The following is an 18,502-nucleotide window of genomic DNA, read 5'->3' on the forward strand; positions in this document are numbered from 1 at the left end:
GGCTCCACACCTACAATCACCACCGCGGACACACCGCACTCGCAGGCAAGCCACCCGCCAGCCGCGTTCCCAACCTCATGGGTCAGAACACCTAGGCCAGCCCGCGCCGCGCCAGCAGCGGGCCGGTCTCCGGGTCGCGCCCGACCACCGCGCGGAACGAGGCCAGCGCGTCCCGGCCGTCCCCGCGCGCGAGCAGCTCCCGGCGGAACACCTCGCCGCTCTCCCGCACGCTCCGGCCGTTCCCCTCGAACCACTCCACGGTGTCGGCGTCCAGCACCTCCGACCAGATGTACGCGTAGTAGCCCGCGCTGTAGCCGCCGGCGAAGATGTGCGCGAAGTAGTTGGTCCGGTAGCGGGGCGGCACCGCGGCCACCGCCAGCCCGGCCTCGGCCAGCGCCGCCGCCTCGAACTCCTCCGCGTCGGCCACCTCCTGGCCCTCCGGCAGGGTGTGCCAGGCCCAGTCCAGCAGCGCCGCCGCCAGGTACTCGACGGTCCGGAACCCCTGTCCGAAGGACTCGGCCGCCCCGATCCGCTCGACCAGCTCGGCCGGCAGCGGCTCGCCCGTCTCGTGGTGCTTCGCGTAGTTGGCCAGCACCTCCGGCCGGACCATCCACATCTCGTTCACCTGCGAGGGGAACTCCACGAAGTCCCGCGGCACGGCCGTCCCCGCGAAGTACGGGTACCGCACGTCCGAGAAGAGCCCGTGCAGGGCGTGCCCGAACTCGTGGAACAGCGTGCGGACCTCGTCCCAGGAGAGCAGCACCGGCTCCCCGGGCGCGGGCTTGGCCACGTTCAGGTTGTTGTACACCACCGGCCGCCGGCCCAGCAGGTGCGACTGGGTGACCAGTTCGTCCATCCAGGCGCCGCCGCGCTTGGACTCCCGGGCGTGGAAGTCGCCGAGGAAGAGGCCCAGCGGGGCCCCGTCCTCCTCGAACACCTCGAAGACCCGGACGTCCGGGTGGTACGCGACGAGGTCCGGCCGCTCGGTGAAGGTCACCCCGTAGGCCAGGTTCGCGGCGAAGAAGACGCCGTCCCGGAGCACCCGCTCCAGCTCGAAGTACGGGCGCAGCGCCCCCGCGTCCACCTGGTACGAGGCCTGCCGCACCTGCTCCGCGTAGTAGGCCCAGTCGTGCGCGGCGATCTCCTCGATGCCGTCGGCGGCGGCCAGCTTGCCCAGCTCGGCCGCCTCCCGGCGGGCGTTGGCGACCGCCGGCGGCACCAGCCGGGCCAGCAGCGCGTCCACCGCACCGACCGAACCGGCCGTCTCGTCCGCCACCACGTACGCGGCGTGGGTGTCGAAGCCCAGCAGGCGGGCGCGTTCGGCGCGCAGCGCGGCCATCCGGATCGCGAGCGGGCCGTTGGTGTCCACCGCGCGGCCGAGCGAGGCGGCGAGCAGGCGCTCGCGCACCGAGCGGTCGGTGAGGGAGGAGAGTTCGGTCTGGTTGGAGAAGTTCTTCAGGCTGAGCACGTACGAGCCGTCCAGGCCGAGCGCGCGGCCGTTCTCCGCCGCCGCGGCGACCGCGTCCGGCGAGAGGCCGGCCAGCTGGTCGGCGGAGTCCAGCACCAGCGCCCGGGCCTTGGAGTCCGCCGACACGTTCTGGCGGAACGCCGAGGCGCCGACGGCCAGTTCGGCGTTGAGCTCGCGGAGCCGGTCCTGCTGCTCGGCGCCGAGCCGGGCGCCGGCCCGGACGAAGGCGGTGTGCCGGCGCTCCAGCAGGCGCAGCGACTCCTCGTCCAGTCCGAGCGCGTGGCGGCGCCCGTGCAGTTCCTCGATCCGGGCGAACAGCGCGGCGTCCAGGTGGACGGCGTCCCGGTGCGCGGCCAGCCGCGGGCTGATCTCGGCGTCGATCCGGTCCACCTCGGGGGTGGTGTCGGCGGAGGAGTGGTTGTCGAAGACCCCGCGGACCCGGCGCAGCAGCGCCCCCGAGCGCTCCAGCGCGATCAGGGTGTTGTCGAAGGTCGGCGACTCCGGGTCTGCGGTGATCGCGGCGATCTCGGCGAGCTGTTCGGCCATCCCGCGCTCGAAGGCGGGCAGGTAGTGGTCCGGCCGGATCTCGGCGAACGGCGGCAGTTCGTAGGCCAGCGTGCTCGGCCTGAAGAACGGGTTCTCGGTCATTCCGCCGACCCTACGCGGTGTCATCGGCCCTGCCTACGTCCCCGCCCGCCCGCCGGGCGCACCGCTCCCGCCGTGCGCCCGGACCCCCGGGGCCACCCCGCGCAAGCACCTCCCGGACCCGTCGTTCCCCTCCTTCTCCGGGGCGCCCCGGACGCTCCTGCGGCCGGCCGCGGACCACCCGGGGGCCACGCCCGGGAACCGGCCCCGGACCGCCTCGCTCCGGTTGTCACACCCACCCGCTACCGTCGAGTTCCGCCCGCCGTACGCCCCTCGGACGGCACCCGTCCCGACGAAAGGAGCCCCCCGTGACACCCCGGATCGCCCTCGTCCCCGACCCGCACGGCCGCGGCGGCCGGCTCCAGCCGCTCGACGACGCGGGTACCCCGCTCGGCCCGCCCGTCCCCGCGCCCGACCTCGCCGCCGCCGTCGCCGCACGGGAGGCCGCCGACCACCCGCGCTGGGTCTGGGCCGCCACCGACTCCGGCTACGCGCCGCTGCTCCCACAGCTGCCCGACCGGCTCGCCCGCTGTCACGACCTGCGGCTGGTCGAGGCCCTGCTGCTGGCCCACGAGGGCCGGTTCGGCGCGCCGCGCTCGCTCGGCGCCGCCTGGGCCCGGCTCCTCGGCCGGCCCGTCCCCGCCGACCTGCCCGAGCCCGGCTCCGCCGAGGCCGGCGACGGCCAGGACACCCTGTTCGCCCCGGACCGGCTGCAACTGCCGCCCGGCGCCGACCCGCTGGCCGCCGTGGTCGCCGTGCACGCCGAGCAGCAGCGCCGGCTCGCCGCGATCGCCGATCCGGTCGCACGGGCCCGGTTCCGCCTGCTGATCGCCGCGGAGTCGGCCGGCGCCCTGGTCGCCGCCGAGATGGCGCACGACGGTCTGCCCTGGCGCGCCGACGTCCACGACCGGCTGCTCACCGAACTGCTCGGCCCCCGCCCCGCCGTGCCCGGCAGCCGGCCGAGGCTCCTCGCCGAGCTGGCCGCCGAACTGCAGCAGGCGCTCGGCGGCCGCCCGTTCAACCCCGACTCGCACAGCCAGGTGCTGCGTGCCTTCGCCGACGCCGGCATCCAGCTCGGCTCCACCCGGTCCTGGGAGCTGAAGGCCGTGGACCACCCCGCAGCGAGCCTGCTGGTCCGCTACAAGGAGCTCTCCCGGATCCACGCCGCGCACGGCTGGGCCTGGCAGGACGCCTGGGCGCGCGGCGGCCGGTTCCGCCCCGAGTACGTGGTCGGCGGCGTGGTCTCCGGCCGCTGGGCGAGCCGGGGCGGCGGCGCGCTGCAGATCCCGCGCATCCTGCGCCGCGCCGTGGTCGCCGACCCGGGCTGGCTGCTGGTCGTCGCCGACGCCGCACAGCTGGAGCCGCGCGTCCTGGCCGCCCTCTCCCAGGACGCCGGGCTGGCCCGCACCGCGGCCGGCGGCGACCTGTACGAGGCGCTCGCCGCCAACGCCTTCCAGGGCGACCGCGAGAAGGCCAAGCTGGGCCTGCTCGGCGCCATGTACGGCCAGACCAGCGGCGACATCGGGCCGCTGCTCACCACGCTGCACCACCGCTACCCGGCCGCGATGGGCTACGTCGAGGCGGCCGCCCGCACCGGCGAGGACGGCGGCGTGGTCGCCTCCCGGCTGGGCCGGCCCTGCCCGCCGCCCTCGGCGGACTTCCTCGACCTGACCGAGGCGCCGGAGACGGCGGGCGACGCCGGCGGGCGCTCGGCCCGCGCCCGGGGCCGGTTCACCCGCAACTTCGTCATCCAGGCCAGCGCCGCCGACTGGGCCCTCGCCCTGCTGGCCGCGCTGCGCCGCCGTCTCCACGCCCTGCCGGTCGCCGGTCCGGGCGACCGGCCGCACCTGGTCTTCTTCCAACACGACGAGGTGGTGGTGCACACCCCGGCCAACCTGGCCGACGAGGTGGCCGCCGCCGTCGGCGAGGCCGCGGAGGAGGCACGGCGGCTGGTCTTCGGGGAGACACCGGTGCGGTTCCCGCTCACCACCGCGGTGGTCGAGTGCTACGCCGACGCGAAGTAGCCCGGGGCGGGCCGGGTGACCGGGCCCGGGGCGGGCGTCAGAGCTTGCGGAAGCCGCGGGCCTCCTCGGCCGCCGCGACGACCTCGGACAGCGCGGCGCCGGTCGAGGCGGTCACCGCGGCGGAGACCGCGCCCTCCACGAACGGCGCGTCGACCAGGACGACGCCGGGTCGCGGGTCGTCCTCCAGCACGGTCACGGCGGTCAGCACCGAGCTCCCGAGGTCGGGCAGCACCACCACGCCGGCCCCGGCGTCCGCCTCGGCGACGGCCCGGGCGATCAGGTCGTAGCTGGTGCCGAGCCCGCCCGTCTCGGTGCCGGCCGCCACCACCACCCGCACCGCGTCCGAGGCGAGTTCCCCCAGCAGTTCCTTCAGCCCGGCGGCCAGCCGCGCGCTGTGCGAGACCAGGACGATGCCCACGTAGTCGCTCATGGCCCGACCCTACGGCGCTGCTCCACCCGGGTGAGCCGGACCGGCCGTTCCCCCGCGTGTCGGAATCCGTGCCCGCACCACCCGCCTGGCGTAGCGTCGGGTCAGCACCGTCTACCGAGGGGAGCGCAACGCCGTGAAGAAGCTCATCAACGCCGCGGAGACCGTCCTGGAGGACGCGCTGGCCGGATTCGCGGCCGCGCACCCGGAGCTGACGGTGGACGTGGCCAACCGGGTGATCACCCGCGCCGCGCGGCCGGGCACGTCCAAGGTCGCCCTGGTCTCCGGCGGCGGCTCCGGCCACGAACCCCTGCACGGCGGTTTCGTCGGCCCCGGCATGCTGGACGCGGCCTGCCCGGGCGAGATCTTCACCTCGCCCGTCCCCGACCAGGTGCTGGCCGCCGCCCGGGCGGTGGACTCCGGCGCGGGCGTGGTCCTCGTGGTGAAGAACTACACCGGCGACGTGATGAACTTCGAGCTCGCCGCCGAGCTGGCCGCCGAGGAGGGCCTGGAGGTCCGCACCGTGCTGGTCGACGACGACGTCGCGGTCGAGGACTCGACCTGGACGGCCGGCCGCCGCGGCACCGGCGCGACGGTGCTGGTCGAGAAGATCGCCGGCGCGCTGGCCGAGCGCGGTGCCACGCTGGACGAGGTGGCCTCCCTGGGCGGCCGGGTGAACGCGGCCTCCCGCTCGTTCGCGATCGCGCTGACCGCGGCGACCGTCCCGGCGGCGGGCAAGCCCGGTTTCGACCTGCCGGAGGACGAGATCGAGGTCGGCGTGGGCATCCACGGCGAGCCGGGCCGCCGCCGGGAGAAGCTCCGCCCGGCCCGCGAGCTGGCCGGCGAGGTGGTGGAGACGATCCTCGCCGACCGCCACCTGACCGCCGGGGACGAGGTGATCGCCCTGGTCAACGGCCTGGGCGGGACGCCGCTGCTGGAGCTGTACATCGTCTTCGGCGAGGTGGTCGCCAGGCTGGCCGAGCACGGCATCACGGTGGCGCGCAGCCTGGTCGGCAACTACGTGACCAGCCTGGACATGGCGGGATTCTCGGTCACCCTGACCAAGGCCGACGAGGAACTGCTGGACCTGTGGGACGCCCCGGTGGACACCCCGGCCCTGAAGCGCGCCTGACCCGCGGCACGGGGGAAGGAAGAGGAGGAATGACCGGCATGGAATTCGACACCCCGCTCGCCGAGGCGTGGATCCGCGCGATCGCGGCCTCGGTCGAGGAGGAGCAGGGGCGGCTCACCGAGCTTGACTCCGCGATCGGTGACGGCGACCACGGCAGCAATCTGCAGCGTGGCTTCGCCGCCGTGCTGCCCGCCCTGGACGGCCTGGAGCCGACCGGGCCCGGCGCGGTGCTGACCAGGACCGGCACCACGCTGATCTCCAAGGTCGGCGGCGCCTCCGGCCCGCTGTACGGCAAGGCGTTCCGGGCGGTCGGGGCCGCGCTGCCCGGGCCCGGCGGAGGCCCGGTCGACGCGGCGGCGCTCGGCGAGGCCCTGGCCGCCGGCCTGCGCGCGGTGCGGGACCTCGGCAAGGCCGAGCCCGGTGACAAGACCATCGTCGACGCCTGGACGCCCGCGCTGGCCGCCTACCGGGACGCGGTGGCCGGCGGCGCCGGTCTGCCGGAGGCCGCCGCGGCGGCGGCCGAGGGGGCGGAGCGGGGAGCCCTGGGCACCGTGCCGCTCCAGGCCCGCAAGGGTCGCGCCTCCTACCTGGGCCCGCGCAGCGTCGGCCACCAGGACCCGGGCGCCACCTCCACCGCGCTGGTCTTCCGGGCACTGGCCGAGGCTGCCTCGCGCGCCGGCTAGGACGGCCGGCGACGAACGGCGGGCGGCAGGACGGCGGACGGCAGGACCGGCCTACCCGCCGTCCGTCCGGGTGATCAGGAGCAGCAGCGCGTCGTCCCGCAGCTCCCCGCCGGTGTGCTCCAGCAGGTCGGCGTAGACCCGGCCGACCGCCGCCTCCAGCTCCGCCGAGGAGCGGGCCGCGCCCCGGACCAGCGGGCCGACCCGCTCCGCCAGCGGGTAGAACTCGCCGTTGCGGCGATGCCTGGCCTCGATCACGCCGTCGCTGCAGAGCACCAGCACGTCCTCGGTGCCGAACGGCTGCCCCCAGCTGGCGGGCTCACCGGTGGCGAGCCGGCCGAGGCCGAGCGGCACCCACGGGTCGGGCGCGTCCAGGACGTGCGCCCCGCCGTCCGCGTCCACCCGGATCGGCGGGACGTGACCGTACTGGAGCAGTTCCACCACCCCGGGCGTGCGGAACTCGGCGAACAGCGCGGTGGTGAACTCACCGTCCGGCACGTGCCGGTCGACGCTCGCCTCGACCCGGGCCGCCACGCCGCGCAGCCCGGTCTCGTCGTACGCGGCCTCGCGGAAGGCACCGAGCACGACGGCGGCGGTCTGCACCGCCCCGAGTCCCTTGCCCCGGACGTCGCCGACGGCGACCCGGGTCCCGTGCGGGGTCTCCAGCACCGAGTACAGATCACCGCCGATCCCCGAGGCGTCGGCGGCGGAGACGTACCGGACGGCGAGGTGCAGCGGTCCGACGACCGGGCCGGGCAGCCGGAGCAGCGCCCGCTGGGCGGCTTCGGCGACGGAGCTGACGGCCGCGAACGCCGCCGCCCGGTTCATGCGGATCTTGGCGACCAGGGCGGAGAAGAGGGTGAGGAGCAGGTAGCTGATCATCGCGCCCCAGAGGAAGCGGGCGTCGTTGAGGGTGTCGACCTCGTCGTAGTGGCTGAGGCCGAAGACGGCGAGCAGACCGAGGAGGCAGACGGCGAGCAGTTCGAGCGGGCGCAGGGTGAGGGCGGCGATGCTGGGCACGACCGTCATCAGCGGGGCGAGGTAGCGGTCCCGGCCGGAGATCAGGTCGGTGAGCCCGACCAGCAGGATCGCGATCAGCGCGGGCGAGGCGCGGCGCCAGAACGGGATGTCCTGGAGGTCGACCGCCAGCAGGACGCCGCGTCGTCGGGCCCAGGACAGCCCGCTGCCCGTCGGGACGGAGGGCGACTGGGCTCGGCGGTACGGAGACACATATCGAACATAACGGACGATCAACAACCCCACCTGCGCACCCCGGCCCGGCGGGCCCCGGCTAGCCCGACCGCACTCATCCCACTCGTCCAAAACGTACCAAAGAGTCCGATTTGTCATACAGTGCGACGAAAGCGGCTCACGCAAGGGAGGCCTCCACCGGTGTCCGGATACCGCCACACCCCCCGCACCTCCGCACCCCCCGCCCGCTCGGCGGCCCGCCCCGCCCAGTGGCCCAGGATCTTCCTGGTCGGAGCGCTGCTCTGGATCGCCACCGTCGCCGTCACCTTCCTCACGGGCAACAGCAACCTGGTGCCGACCGTCGTCCTGCTCGGCAGCTTCCTCGTCCCCGCCACCGTGACGGTCTGGGCGTACGAGCGGTACGCCGCCGACCTCGGCGCCGACCGGATCTTCGCCTGCTTCGGGATCGGCGGCGTCATCGGCGTGCTCGGCGCCTCCGTCCTGGAGACGTACCTGCTCTCCCCGTCGGTCTGGATGTACGTCGGCGTCGGCCTGATCGAGGAGGCGGTCAAACTCGGCGCCCTGATCATGGTCAGCCGACGGCTGCGGGTCAGCGGCCTGCGCTACGGCCTGGTCCTGGGCGCCACCGTCGGCGCCGGCTTCGCCGCCTTCGAGAGCGCCGGCTACGCGTTCAACGCGGTGCTCAGCATCCAGGGACTCTCCCTCAGGAACCTGGTGGAGACGGAGGTCCTGCGCGGCGTCCTGGCGCCCGTCGGCCACATCCTCTGGACCGCGATCCTCGGCGGGGTGCTCTTCCGCGAGCGGCGCGCCGGGCGCTTCCGCTTCACCACCCCCGTCGCGCTCACCTACCTGGGCGTCGCACTGCTGCACGCGCTCTGGGACTCGATGAGCGGCATCGCGGTCTGGCTGGTCGCGAAGACCACCGCGGCCAACTGGCAGCGCGCCCTGTTCGACCTCGGCTACATCCCCGCCCCGACCGGCGAGCAGGCCCACCTCTACACCCTCTACGACACCGCCGGCCTGGTCGCGGTCTCGCTCGGCGGGCTGCTCTGGCTGCGGCTGCTGGTCCGCAGCGAGCGACCCAGCCCGATCCCCGCCCAGTACCCGGCCGCCCCGACCAGGGGCTGACCCGACGGGCCGGCCGCGCACGCCGGCGGCGCCCCGACGACGCCACGGTTCGAACACCCGGGCCCACGGCGCTCGAATCCGCCCACGTCACGGCGCGGATTCGGGCACAGCGTGCCCGGACGCCTACGCTCTGCTCTCGGACCGCACTCCGGGAAGATCCCGAATGCGATCCACACCACATTATCCGTATCCCTACGGAATACCCCCTGTGGGTATGGTGTCATCAGAAGCAGGACCCGGGCGTACGCTCGCGGCCGTAGCGAACCTTTCGGAGGCCCCGAATGTCCAGCACCATCACCTACTCCGTGACCGGCATGAGCTGCGGCCACTGTGAGAACTCGGTCAGCAAGGAGCTCTCGACCCTGGCCGGCGTGACCGACGTGTCCGCCGACGCCAAGGCCGGCACGGTCACCGTCTCCGCGGCCTCCCCGCTGGACGACGAGCTGGTACGCGCCGCCGTCGACGAGGCCGGTTACGAACTGGTCGGCCGGTCCGTCTGAGCCCCCGCCGCGCGGCGGGGCCGGGCGACCCCGCTCCCCCGCCGCGCCCCTCCCCAAGGAGCTGATCAGCACATGAGCACCTCCACCTCGGGCTCCGCATCCCCGGACGCGGCCACCGCCATAGCCGGTCAGGACGGCCCGGCAGACGTCCGGGAGCGCGTCGAACTGTCGATCGGCGGCATGACCTGCGCCGCCTGCGCGGCCCGGATCGAGAAGAAGCTCAACCGGATGGACGGCGTCGAGGCCACCGTCAACTACGCCACCGAGAAGGCGCGGGTCGACTACGCGCCCGGAGTGACCGTGGCCGACCTCATCGCCACCGTCGAGAACACGGGCTACACCGCCGAGCTCCCCCCGCCGCCGGTGGCCGCCCCCGCCACCCCGACCACCGGGACCGGGGCGTCCGCGGCGGGCGCACCGCCCCCGGCCGATCCACTGCTCGACCGGCTGCTGATCAGCGCCGTGCTCACCGTGCCGGTGGCCATGCTGTCGATGATCCCGTCGCTCCAGTTCACCAACTGGCAGTGGCTGGCGTTCGCCCTCACCGGCCCGGTGGTGGTGTACGGCGGACTGCCGTTCCACCGCGCCGCCTGGACGAACCTCAAGCACGGCGCGGCGAGCATGGACACCCTGGTCTCGCTCGGCACCCTGGCCGCCTTCGGCTGGTCGTTCTGGGCCCTGTTCTGGGGCGACGCGGGCATGGCCGGGATGCGGCACGAGTTCTCGTTCTCGGTCGGCGACGCCGACGCCTCCTCCATGCTCTACCTGGAGACGGCCGCCGCCGTCACCGTGCTGATCCTGTTCGGCCGCTACCTGGAGGCCCGCTCCAAGCGCCGCGCCGGAGCCGCCCTGCACGCGCTGCTGGACCTCGGCGCCAAGGACGTGACCGTCCTCCAGTCGGGCCGCGAGGTCCGCCTGCCGGTGACGCAGCTCGCCGTCGGCATGCGGTTCGTGGTCCGCCCCGGCGAGAAGATCGCCACCGACGGGGTGGTGGTCGAGGGCGCCTCCGCCGTGGACGCCTCGATGCTGACCGGCGAGTCGGTTCCGGTCGAGGTCGCGGTCGGCGACGCCGTCACCGGCGCCACCGTCAACGCGGGCGGCCGGCTGGTGGTCGAGACCACCCGGGTCGGCGCCGACACCCGGCTCTCCCGGATGGCCCGGCTGGTCGAGGACGCGCAGAACGGCAAGGCCGCCGCCCAGCGCCTCGCCGACCGGATCTCCGCCGTCTTCGTCCCCGTGGTCATCCTGATCGCGCTGGGCACCCTGGTCGGCCGGCTCCTGGCCGCCGACAGCCCGACCGAGGCGTTCACCGCCGCGGTCGCCGTGCTGATCATCGCCTGCCCGTGCGCCCTCGGCCTGGCCACCCCGACCGCGCTGATGGTCGGCACCGGACGCGGCGCCCAGCTCGGCATCCTGATCAAGGGCCCGGAGGTGCTGGAGACCACCCGCAAGGTGGACACCGTCGTCCTCGACAAGACCGGCACCGTCACCACCGGCAGCATGACCCTGCTCGCCGTCCGCACCGCGGAGGGCGTCACCGAGACCGAGGTCCTGCGGATGGCCGGCGCGCTGGAGCACGCCTCCGAGCACCCCGTCGCGGCGGCCGTCGCCGCGGCCGCCGCCGAGAAGGTGGGCCCGCTGCCCGCCGTCGAGGACTTCCGGTCCCTGCCCGGACTCGGCGTGCAGGGCGTCGTCGAGGGCCACACGGTGGTGGCCGGCCGGGAGGCGCTGCTGGTCGAGCACGCCCTCCCCCTGCCCGCGGCGCTCGCCGAGGCCAAGCGCGCCGCCGAGGCGGCCGGCCGGACCACCGTCGCGGTCGGCTGGGACGGCGCGGCCCGGGCCGTCCTGGAGGTCGCCGACGCGGTGCGGCCGACCAGCGCCGAGGCCGTCGCACACCTGCGGGCGCTCGGTCTGCGGCCCGTCCTGCTCACCGGGGACAACCGGGCCGTCGCGGAGGCCGTCGCCGCCGAGGTCGGCATCGCCGCCGAGGACGTGATCGCCGAGGTCCTGCCCGAGGACAAGGTGGCCACCGTACGGGGCCTCCAGGCCGAGGGACGGGTCGTCGCCATGGTCGGCGACGGGGTCAACGACGCCGCCGCACTCGCCCAGGCCGACCTCGGCCTCGCCATGGGCACCGGCACCGACGCCGCCATCGAGGCGAGCGACCTCACCCTGGTCCGCGGCGACCTGCGCTCGGCCGCCGACGCGATCCGGCTCTCCCGCCGGACCCTGGCCACCATCAAGGGCAACCTGTTCTGGGCCTTCGGCTACAACGTGGCCGCGATCCCGCTGGCCGCCGCCGGCCTGCTCAACCCGATGATCGCCGGCGCCACGATGGCCTTCTCCTCGGTCTTCGTGGTCACCAACAGCCTCCGGCTGCGCCGCTTCGAGGCGGCCTGAGCACCGGCCGACCCGCCGACGCCGGGGGCCCGCACCACGAGGCGGTGCGGGCTCCCGGCCGCGAACGGCCGAGCAGCTCACCCGCGCCCGGCGGCGCGCCCGCGCTCAGCGGCCGAGCAACTCGCCGCCGTTGCAGTGCAGGATCTCTCCGGTGATGAACCCGGCCTCCTCCGAGGCCAGGAAGTGGACCGCCGCCGCGACCTCGCCGGTCTCCCCGATCCGCCCGAGCAGCGTCCGGGCCGCCCGCCGCGAGACCTCCGCGTCGTCCAGCCGCGGGCCGAAGAACTCGGTGCCCGCGACCGTCCCCGGGGCGACGATGTTGGCGGTGATGCCCGAGGTGCCGATCTGGGCGGCCAGGAAGTTGTTCCAGGCGTGCAGCGAGGCCTTGGCCGCCCCGTACGAGCCGGCGCCGCGCAGGGCCGCGATCGAACTGATGGTGACCACCCGGCCGGAACCCGGCGTGAGCCGGTCCCGGATCGACTCGGTGAGCAGCACCACGGTCAGCACGTTGCGCTCGAAGTCGCCGCGCCAGCGGGCCAGCAGGGCGTGCGGACCGGCCCCGATCACGGTCTCCCGGCTGCCGGCGTTGTTCACCAGCACGTCGACGCGCTCCGGCAGTTCGGCGAGCGCGGCCTCGACGGCGTCCGGGTCGGCGAGGTCGCAGACCAGCGGGGTGACGTTCGGCCCGAGGGCGGCGGCGGCCTGCTCCAGCACCGCACGCCGGCGACCGACGATCACGACCCGTTCGCCGGCCTCGGCGAACCGCCGCGCCACCTCGTACCCGATTCCCGTGCCACCGCCGGTGACAACGACGTTCCTGGTCATCTGCGCACTCCCTCCCCAGCTCCGCCGCCACGCTGCGAGGTGCGGGGCGGTCCGTACCGGAATGCCACGATTCCTATCACGCTAGGTTGCCGTGACTGCGGGGAGGGTGACGTCACCTCCGCCGAAACGTGTGGTATGGGCCGGGCACCGCGCGCACACGGAGCGTGGCGAGAGGCAGCTCACACCCCCCGGGCGTAACTTCTCACACCCTGATACGTCTTAGGTTGGTAGTGCGGCAGTTTTTCCGGTGGGCGGAGACGTGGCGAACGGCATCACGTCACCGCGCGGCCACCGCTGCCGCCGACGGGGCTCCGGCGGGCCCCGGGTCGGTCGCCGACTTCGGCGGCCTTCGCGCACGACGCCGGGGTGTGACGGGGCCAGGGACGCTTTGAGCGGCCGTCCCTGACGACGACCGCCCCGGAGTCGTGCGCTGTACGTTCGACGCCCCCGCGCCCGCTCCGGCGCGCCGCGGGGGCACGCACGAGGGCCCGGCCGCGGAAAGCGGCCGGGCCCTCGTGTCACCGGTGTCAGGGCGTGCGCATCGGCGTCGGGACGTGCGTCAGCGGGCGTCGAGCTCGACGTAGTCGCGGATCTCCACGCCGGTGTAGATCTGGCGCGGACGGCCGATCCGGCTGGTCGGGTCGTTGATCATCTCGTGCCAGTGGGCGATCCAGCCCGGCAGCCGGCCCAGCGCGAACAGCACGGTGAACATGCTGGTCGGGAAGCCCATCGCGCGGTAGATCAGACCGGTGTAGAAGTCCACGTTCGGGTAGAGCTTGCGCGAGACGAAGAAGTCGTCCTTGAGCGCGTGCTCCTCCAGCTTGAGCGCGATGTCGAGCAGCTCGTCGGACTTGCCGAGCTGGCCGAGCACCTCGTGGGCGAGCAGCTTGACCTGCGCGGCGCGCGGGTCGAAGGCCTTGTACACCCGGTGGCCGAAGCCCATCAGCTTGACGCCGGCCTCGCGGTTCTTGACCTTCGTGATGAAGGCGTCGACGTCGCCGCCGTCCTGCTGGATGCTCTCCAGCATCTCCAGCACGGCCTGGTTGGCGCCACCGTGCAGCGGGCCCCAGAGCGCCGAGATGCCGGCCGAGATGGACGCGAACTGGTTCGCGTGGCTGGAGCCCACCAGGCGGACGGTGGAGGTCGAGCAGTTCTGCTCGTGGTCCGCGTGCAGGATCAGCAGCTTGTCCAGCGCGTTGACGATGACCGGGTTGAGCTCGTAGTCCTCGGCGGGGACGGCGAACATCATCCGCAGGAAGTTCTCGACGTAGCTCAGGTCGTTGCGCGGGTAGACGAACGGCTGGCCGACCGACTTCTTGTACGCGTAGGCCGCGATGGTCGGCAGCTTCGCCAGCAGGCGGACCGTCGACAGGTGGCGCTGGGCCGCGTCGAACGGGTTGTGGCTGTCCTGGTAGAAGGTGGACAGCGCGCCCACCACCGAGGACAGCATCGCCATCGGGTGGGCGTCCCGCGGGAAGCCCTGGAAGAAGCGCTTGACGTCCTCGTGCAGCAGGGTGTGCTGGGTGATCTCGCGGTTGAACTCCGCCAGCTGGTCGGCGTTCGGCAGCTCGCCGTTGATCAGCAGGTAGGCGGTCTCGATGAAGTCGCCCTTGGCGGCGAGCTGCTCGATCGGGTAACCGCGGTACCGCAGGATACCGTTGTCGCCGTCCACGAAGGTGATCGCGGACTTGTAGGCGGCGGTGTTGCCGAAACCGTTGTCCAGGGTGACCAGGCCGGTCTGCGGGAGCAGCTTCGAGATGTCGAAGCCGGCGTTGCCCGCAGTGCTCTCGACGACGGGGTACTCGTACTCGCCGTCCTGGTACCGCAGTACTACCGAGTTGTCGCTCACGTCTTCCTCACCGACGAAATGAATCCTCTTCCAAGGTGCCCTGACTGCCTCTACCATCCCCCATCCGGAGGACAGCCGCGCACCCGGGGTGGCCCGAAAGGGCCCGCCCCTACAAAACCTGCCGCCGCCGCCGGTACGAACCGGACAAGATCGGCACCACCCCAGGCTCTGCCGTAAATCTCTTCACGTCAAGAGAACAATAGAGGCAACCATCCCTTGGAGAATCATCCAGCCGCGAGCCTGTGGTCCAGCGCCGCATGCCTCCTACCTGCACTGACACTGCGGACGGCCTGTCCGATCGCCTTCCGTGACCCGACCAGCACAACGAGTTTCCGTGCCCTGGTCACGGCGGTGTAGAGCAGATTCCGCTGGAGCATCGTCCAGGCGGACGTGGTGACCGGAATCACCACCACCGGGTACTCGCTCCCCTGCGACCGGTGGATCGTCACCGCGTACGCGTGCGCGAGCTCGTCCAACTCGTCGAAGTCGTACGGCACCTCCTCGTCCTCGTCGGTGAGGACCGTCAACCGCTGGTCGTCCACGCTGAGCGAGGTCACCACTCCCACTGTGCCGTTGAAGACCCCGTTCCGCCCCTTGTCGTAGTTGTTGCGGATCTGCGTGACCTTGTCCCCCACCCGGAACGTCCGACCGCCGAACCGCCGCTCCGCCAGCCCCTCCCGGGCCGGCGTCACCGCCGCCTGGAGCAGCGTGTTGAGGTTCCCCGCCCCCGCCGGACCCCGGTGCATCGGCGCCAGCACCTGGACGTCCCGCCGGGCGTCGTAACCGAACCGCTGCGGGATCCGCCGCGCCACCACGTCCACCGTCAGACCCGCCGCCAGCTCGGCGTCGTCCTCCGCGAACAGGAAGAAGTCGGGCAGGCCCTCGGTCAGCGGCGGCAGGCCCTCGTTGATCCGGTGCGCGTTGGTCACCACCCCCGACTGCTGCGCCTGCCGGAAGATCCTGGTCAGCCGCACCGACGGGATCGGGCCGCCCTCCGCCAGCAGGTCCCGCAGCACCTCGCCGGCCCCCACCGAGGGCAGCTGGTCGACGTCCCCCACGAAGAGCAGGTGCGCCCCCGGCGCCACCGCCTTGACCAGCTTGTTCGCCAGGATCAGGTCCAGCATCGACGCCTCGTCCACCACCACCAGGTCGGCGTCCAGCGGGCGGTCCCGGTCGTACGCGGCGTCCCCGCCCGGCCTCAGCTCCAGCAGCCGGTGCACCGTCGACGCCTCCACCCCGGTCAGCTCCGCCAGCCGCTTCGCCGCCCGGCCCGTCGGCGCCGCCAGGACCACCTTGGCCCGCTTCGCCAGCGCCAGCGTCACGATCGACTTCACCGTGAACGACTTGCCGCAGCCCGGACCGCCCGTCAGCACCGCGACCTTCTCGGTCAGCGCCAGCCGCACCGACTGCTCCTGCTCGGGCGCCAGTTCGACCCCCGTCCGCTGTGCCAGCCAGCCGAGCGCCGCCGGCCAGTCCACCGAACCGAACCACGGCATCCGGTCCGTGTCCGACCGCAGCAGCCGCAGCAACTGGTTGGCCAGCGAGATCTCCGCCCGGTGGAACGGCACCAGGTAGACCGCCGTGATCGGCTCGCCCCCCTCGCCCGGCACCTGCTCGCGCACCACCCCCTCGGCGGCCACCAGCTCCGCCAGGCAGTCGATCACCAGCCCGACGTCGACCTGGAGCAGCTTCACCCCGTCCGCGATCAGCCGTTCCTCCGGCAGGTAGCAGTGTCCCTGGTCGCTGCTCTGCGACAGGGCGTACTGCAGCCCCGCCTTCACCCGCTCCGGGCTGTCGTGCGGGATCCCCACCGCCTGGGCGATCCGGTCCGCGGTGAGGAAGCCGATGCCCCAGACGTCCGACGCCAGCCGGTACGGCTCGTTCTTCACCACCCCGATCGAGCCGTCCCCGTACTGCTTGTAGATCCGCACGGCCAGCGAGGTCGAGACGCCGACCCCTTGCAGGAAGACCATCACCTCCTTGATGGACTTCTGCTCCTCCCAGGCGGCCGCGATCTTCTTCGTCCGCTTCGGCCCGAGCCCCGGCACCTCGATCAGGCGGCCCGGCTCGTGCTCGATCACGTCCAGGGTGTCCACCCCGAACCGCTCCACGATCCGCTCGGCGAACCGCGGCCCGATCCCCTTGATCAGCCCCGAACCCAGGTACCGCTGGATCCCCTGCACCGTGGCGGGCAGCACCGTCGTGTAGTTCTCCACCACGAACTGCCGCCCGTACTGCGGGTGCGACCCCCAGCGTCCGTGCAGCCGCAGCGACTCACCCGGCTGGGCGCCCAGCAGCGCACCCACCACCGTCAGCAGATCGTTCGCCCCGCGGCCGGTGTCGACCCGCGCCACGGTGTAACCGGTGTCCTCGTTGGCGTACGTGATCCGCTCCAGTACGCCCTCGACCTGGGCGAGCTGGCGCGGCACCGCCGCCTCTCCGGTGCCGGTCTGCGTCTGCCTGGCCACCGAGCTCCCCTTCACCGTCCGGGCCCACTTCCGCTACGCACCGTACCGCCCGGGTGCGACACTCCGGACCGGGGTGCCAGGCTGGGGGCACGGAGGGGGGCCCGCGTTCCGAGGAGCAGTGCGCCGTGCTCACCACCGCCTTCCGTCCCGGTTCCCCCAGCTGGCTCGACCTGACCAGCCCGGACACGTCCGCCTCGGCGGCCTTCTACACCGCCCTGTTCGGCTGGACCTTCGCCTCTGCGGGCCCGGCCGCCGACTACGGCCTCTTCCGGCTGGCCGGCCGGACGGTCGCCGCCCTCGGCCCGTTCACCGACTCCCTCACGCGCCCCACCTGGACGATCTACTTCCGCACCCTCGACGCGGACCGCACCACCGACCTCGTCGCGGCCGCCGGCGGCCGCATCCGCTTCCCCCCGTTCGACGTCTTCACCAGCGGCCGGACGGCCGGCTACACGGACCCCGCCGGCGCCGACTTCGCCGTCTGGCAGCCGCACGACGTCCACGGCCTGGACACCGTCACCGAGCCCGGCAGCCTCTGCTGGACGGAGTGCCACAGCGTCGACGCCGAGGCCGCGAAGACCTTCTACCGGACGGTCTTCGCCTGGCAGGAGCGGGACGTCCCGATCGGCGAGACCCTCTACACCGTCCTCACCCCGCCGGACGGCGGCCTCGACGACGCCCACGGCGGCATCGTCCAGCTCGACCCCCGCCAGACCGCCGCCGGCACCTCCTCGCACTGGCTCCCCTACGTCGAGGTCCCCGACGTCGACGCCTGCCTCGCCAGCGCCGAACGGCTCGGCGCGACCGTCCGGACACCCGCCACGGACGTGCACGGCGTCGGCCGGCTCGGCCGGCTCACCGACCCCCACGGCGCCGCACTCGCCGTCATCACCAGCGTGCCGCCCGGCGGGTGACGGCCGGTCACCAGGGCCGCCGTACGGACCGGACGGCCTGGGGGCGGTCGCACGGGGCGCCTGCGAGGGCGCCGGAGGGCCTTCTCCGGGCCACTCACGGGCCTGCGGGGTGAAGGCGCGCCTGTCAGGGTGACGGCCGGGCGGACGAGCCCTCCAGGGCGCCGCCTAGGCTGTGATCATGAACGCCCTCTCGACCGACCTCTCGACCGACCTGACGATCCGCCGCGCGACCGGCGACGACCTGGCCGCGATCGTCGCGATGCTCGCCGACGACCCCCTGGGCGCCACCCGCGAGAGCCCCGACGACCTCACCCCGTACCGAGCCGCGTTCGCCCGCATCGACGCCGACCCGCACCAGCTCCTCGTGGTCGCCGAACGCGCCGGCCGGACCGTCGGCACCCTCCAGTTGACCGTCGTCCCCGGCCTCTCCCGGAAGGGCTCGACCCGCACCATCGTCGAGGCCGTCCGCATCCACGCCGACGAACGCGGCTCGGGCCTCGGCACCGAGCTGATCCACTGGGCGATCGACCGCTCCCGTGAACTCGGCGCCGAGCTCGTCCAGCTCACGTCGGACGCCACCCGCACCGACGCGCACCGCTTCTACGAGCGGCTCGGCTTCGTGGCTTCGCACCTCGGCTTCAAGCTCGCGCTGTAGATCCCGGGTCGCCTGTCCCGATCGAGACCGGTACGGAATTGCCCCGGAAACGCAAAGAACCCCCGTCCGTATCCCGGACGGGGGTTCTCCACAATGATTGTTCGGCGGCGTCCTACTCTCCCACAGGGTCCCCCCTGCAGTACCATCGGCGCTGTGAGGCTTAGCTTCCGGGTTC

Annotated in this window: 14 protein-coding genes and 1 rRNA gene; 8 read left to right on the forward strand and 7 right to left on the reverse strand. The window is 73.5% G+C overall.

The window, feature by feature from the left end:
* Nucleotides 1-91: 91 nt before the first annotated feature.
* Nucleotides 92-2,116 carry a M3 family metallopeptidase gene (locus ACFWOG_RS30655; protein WP_329949365.1) on the reverse strand — a complete coding sequence of 675 codons (2,025 nt, stop codon included), beginning with the start codon at nucleotides 2,114-2,116 and terminating at the stop codon, nucleotides 92-94.
* A gap of 305 nt (nucleotides 2,117-2,421) precedes the next feature.
* On the opposite strand from ACFWOG_RS30655, the gene ACFWOG_RS30660 reads away from it, so the two are divergent.
* Nucleotides 2,422-4,137: a bifunctional 3'-5' exonuclease/DNA polymerase gene (locus ACFWOG_RS30660; RefSeq protein ID WP_329949364.1), complete on the forward strand. Its 1,716-nt coding sequence runs from the start codon at nucleotides 2,422-2,424 to the stop codon at nucleotides 4,135-4,137.
* A 37-nt stretch (nucleotides 4,138-4,174) separates the two neighbouring features.
* Here the strand turns inward: ACFWOG_RS30660 and dhaM are convergent, their stop codons facing one another.
* A complete protein-coding gene (gene dhaM, locus ACFWOG_RS30665; protein ID WP_380362203.1) occupies nucleotides 4,175-4,567 on the reverse strand; it encodes a dihydroxyacetone kinase phosphoryl donor subunit DhaM in 393 nt (130 codons plus the stop codon).
* A 133-nt stretch (nucleotides 4,568-4,700) separates the two neighbouring features.
* On the opposite strand from dhaM, the gene dhaK reads away from it, so the two are divergent.
* Complete coding sequence (gene dhaK / locus ACFWOG_RS30670; RefSeq protein ID WP_329949362.1) at nucleotides 4,701-5,696, forward strand: dihydroxyacetone kinase subunit DhaK; 996 nt, start codon at nucleotides 4,701-4,703, stop codon at nucleotides 5,694-5,696.
* Between the two features lie 29 nt (nucleotides 5,697-5,725).
* Nucleotides 5,726-6,379, forward strand: a complete 654-nt coding sequence (gene dhaL, locus ACFWOG_RS30675; RefSeq protein WP_329949361.1) for a dihydroxyacetone kinase subunit DhaL — start codon at nucleotides 5,726-5,728, stop codon at nucleotides 6,377-6,379.
* A gap of 51 nt (nucleotides 6,380-6,430) precedes the next feature.
* On the opposite strand, the gene ACFWOG_RS30680 is transcribed toward dhaL, so the two are convergent.
* On the reverse strand, nucleotides 6,431-7,606 hold the full coding sequence (locus tag ACFWOG_RS30680) for a PP2C family protein-serine/threonine phosphatase (RefSeq protein WP_329881955.1): 1,176 nt from the start codon (nucleotides 7,604-7,606) through the stop codon (nucleotides 6,431-6,433).
* 162 nt (nucleotides 7,607-7,768) lie between these two features.
* On the opposite strand from ACFWOG_RS30680, the gene ACFWOG_RS30685 reads away from it, so the two are divergent.
* The 3 genes from ACFWOG_RS30685 (at nucleotide 7,769) to ACFWOG_RS30695 (ending at nucleotide 11,616) form a co-directional block, all read left to right on the forward strand.
* The gene (locus tag ACFWOG_RS30685) at nucleotides 7,769-8,716 is read left to right on the forward strand and encodes a PrsW family intramembrane metalloprotease (RefSeq protein WP_380362206.1); all 948 of its coding nucleotides are present in this window, start codon (nucleotides 7,769-7,771) and stop codon (nucleotides 8,714-8,716) included.
* A 281-nt stretch (nucleotides 8,717-8,997) separates the two neighbouring features.
* Complete coding sequence (locus ACFWOG_RS30690; RefSeq protein WP_329881953.1) at nucleotides 8,998-9,216, forward strand: heavy-metal-associated domain-containing protein; 219 nt, start codon at nucleotides 8,998-9,000, stop codon at nucleotides 9,214-9,216.
* A gap of 72 nt (nucleotides 9,217-9,288) precedes the next feature.
* Nucleotides 9,289-11,616 (forward strand): heavy metal translocating P-type ATPase, encoded by a 2,328-nt coding sequence (locus tag ACFWOG_RS30695; RefSeq protein ID WP_380362207.1) that lies wholly within the window; start codon nucleotides 9,289-9,291, stop codon nucleotides 11,614-11,616.
* 105 nt (nucleotides 11,617-11,721) lie between these two features.
* Here the strand turns inward: ACFWOG_RS30695 and ACFWOG_RS30700 are convergent, their stop codons facing one another.
* The 3 genes from ACFWOG_RS30700 to ACFWOG_RS30710 form a co-directional block, all read right to left on the reverse strand.
* Entirely contained in the window at nucleotides 11,722-12,441 is a 720-nt protein-coding gene (locus ACFWOG_RS30700) for an SDR family NAD(P)-dependent oxidoreductase (RefSeq protein ID WP_380362209.1), read from the reverse strand.
* 559 nt (nucleotides 12,442-13,000) lie between these two features.
* Nucleotides 13,001-14,290, reverse strand: coding sequence for a citrate synthase (locus ACFWOG_RS30705; RefSeq protein ID WP_329874384.1), 1,290 nt, complete (start codon nucleotides 14,288-14,290; stop codon nucleotides 13,001-13,003).
* A gap of 224 nt (nucleotides 14,291-14,514) precedes the next feature.
* Nucleotides 14,515-16,758 carry an ATP-dependent RecD-like DNA helicase gene (locus tag ACFWOG_RS30710; protein WP_329874382.1) on the reverse strand — a complete coding sequence of 748 codons (2,244 nt, stop codon included), beginning with the start codon at nucleotides 16,756-16,758 and terminating at the stop codon, nucleotides 14,515-14,517.
* A gap of 125 nt (nucleotides 16,759-16,883) precedes the next feature.
* Here ACFWOG_RS30710 and ACFWOG_RS30715 point away from each other — a divergent pair, with 125 nt between their 5' ends.
* Both ACFWOG_RS30715 and ACFWOG_RS30720 read left to right on the forward strand, forming a co-directional pair.
* Nucleotides 16,884-17,672, forward strand: coding sequence for a VOC family protein (locus tag ACFWOG_RS30715; protein ID WP_380362212.1), 789 nt, complete (start codon nucleotides 16,884-16,886; stop codon nucleotides 17,670-17,672).
* A gap of 178 nt (nucleotides 17,673-17,850) precedes the next feature.
* Nucleotides 17,851-18,327: a GNAT family N-acetyltransferase gene (locus ACFWOG_RS30720; protein ID WP_380362214.1), complete on the forward strand. Its 477-nt coding sequence runs from the start codon at nucleotides 17,851-17,853 to the stop codon at nucleotides 18,325-18,327.
* A gap of 99 nt (nucleotides 18,328-18,426) precedes the next feature.
* On the opposite strand, the gene rrf is transcribed toward ACFWOG_RS30720, so the two are convergent.
* Nucleotides 18,427-18,502, reverse strand: a 5S ribosomal RNA gene (gene rrf / locus ACFWOG_RS30725); the annotation flags it as partial.

The sequence above is a fragment of the Kitasatospora sp. NPDC058406 genome, from assembly GCF_042722765.1.
Classification (GTDB): Bacteria; Actinomycetota; Actinomycetes; order Streptomycetales; family Streptomycetaceae; genus Kitasatospora.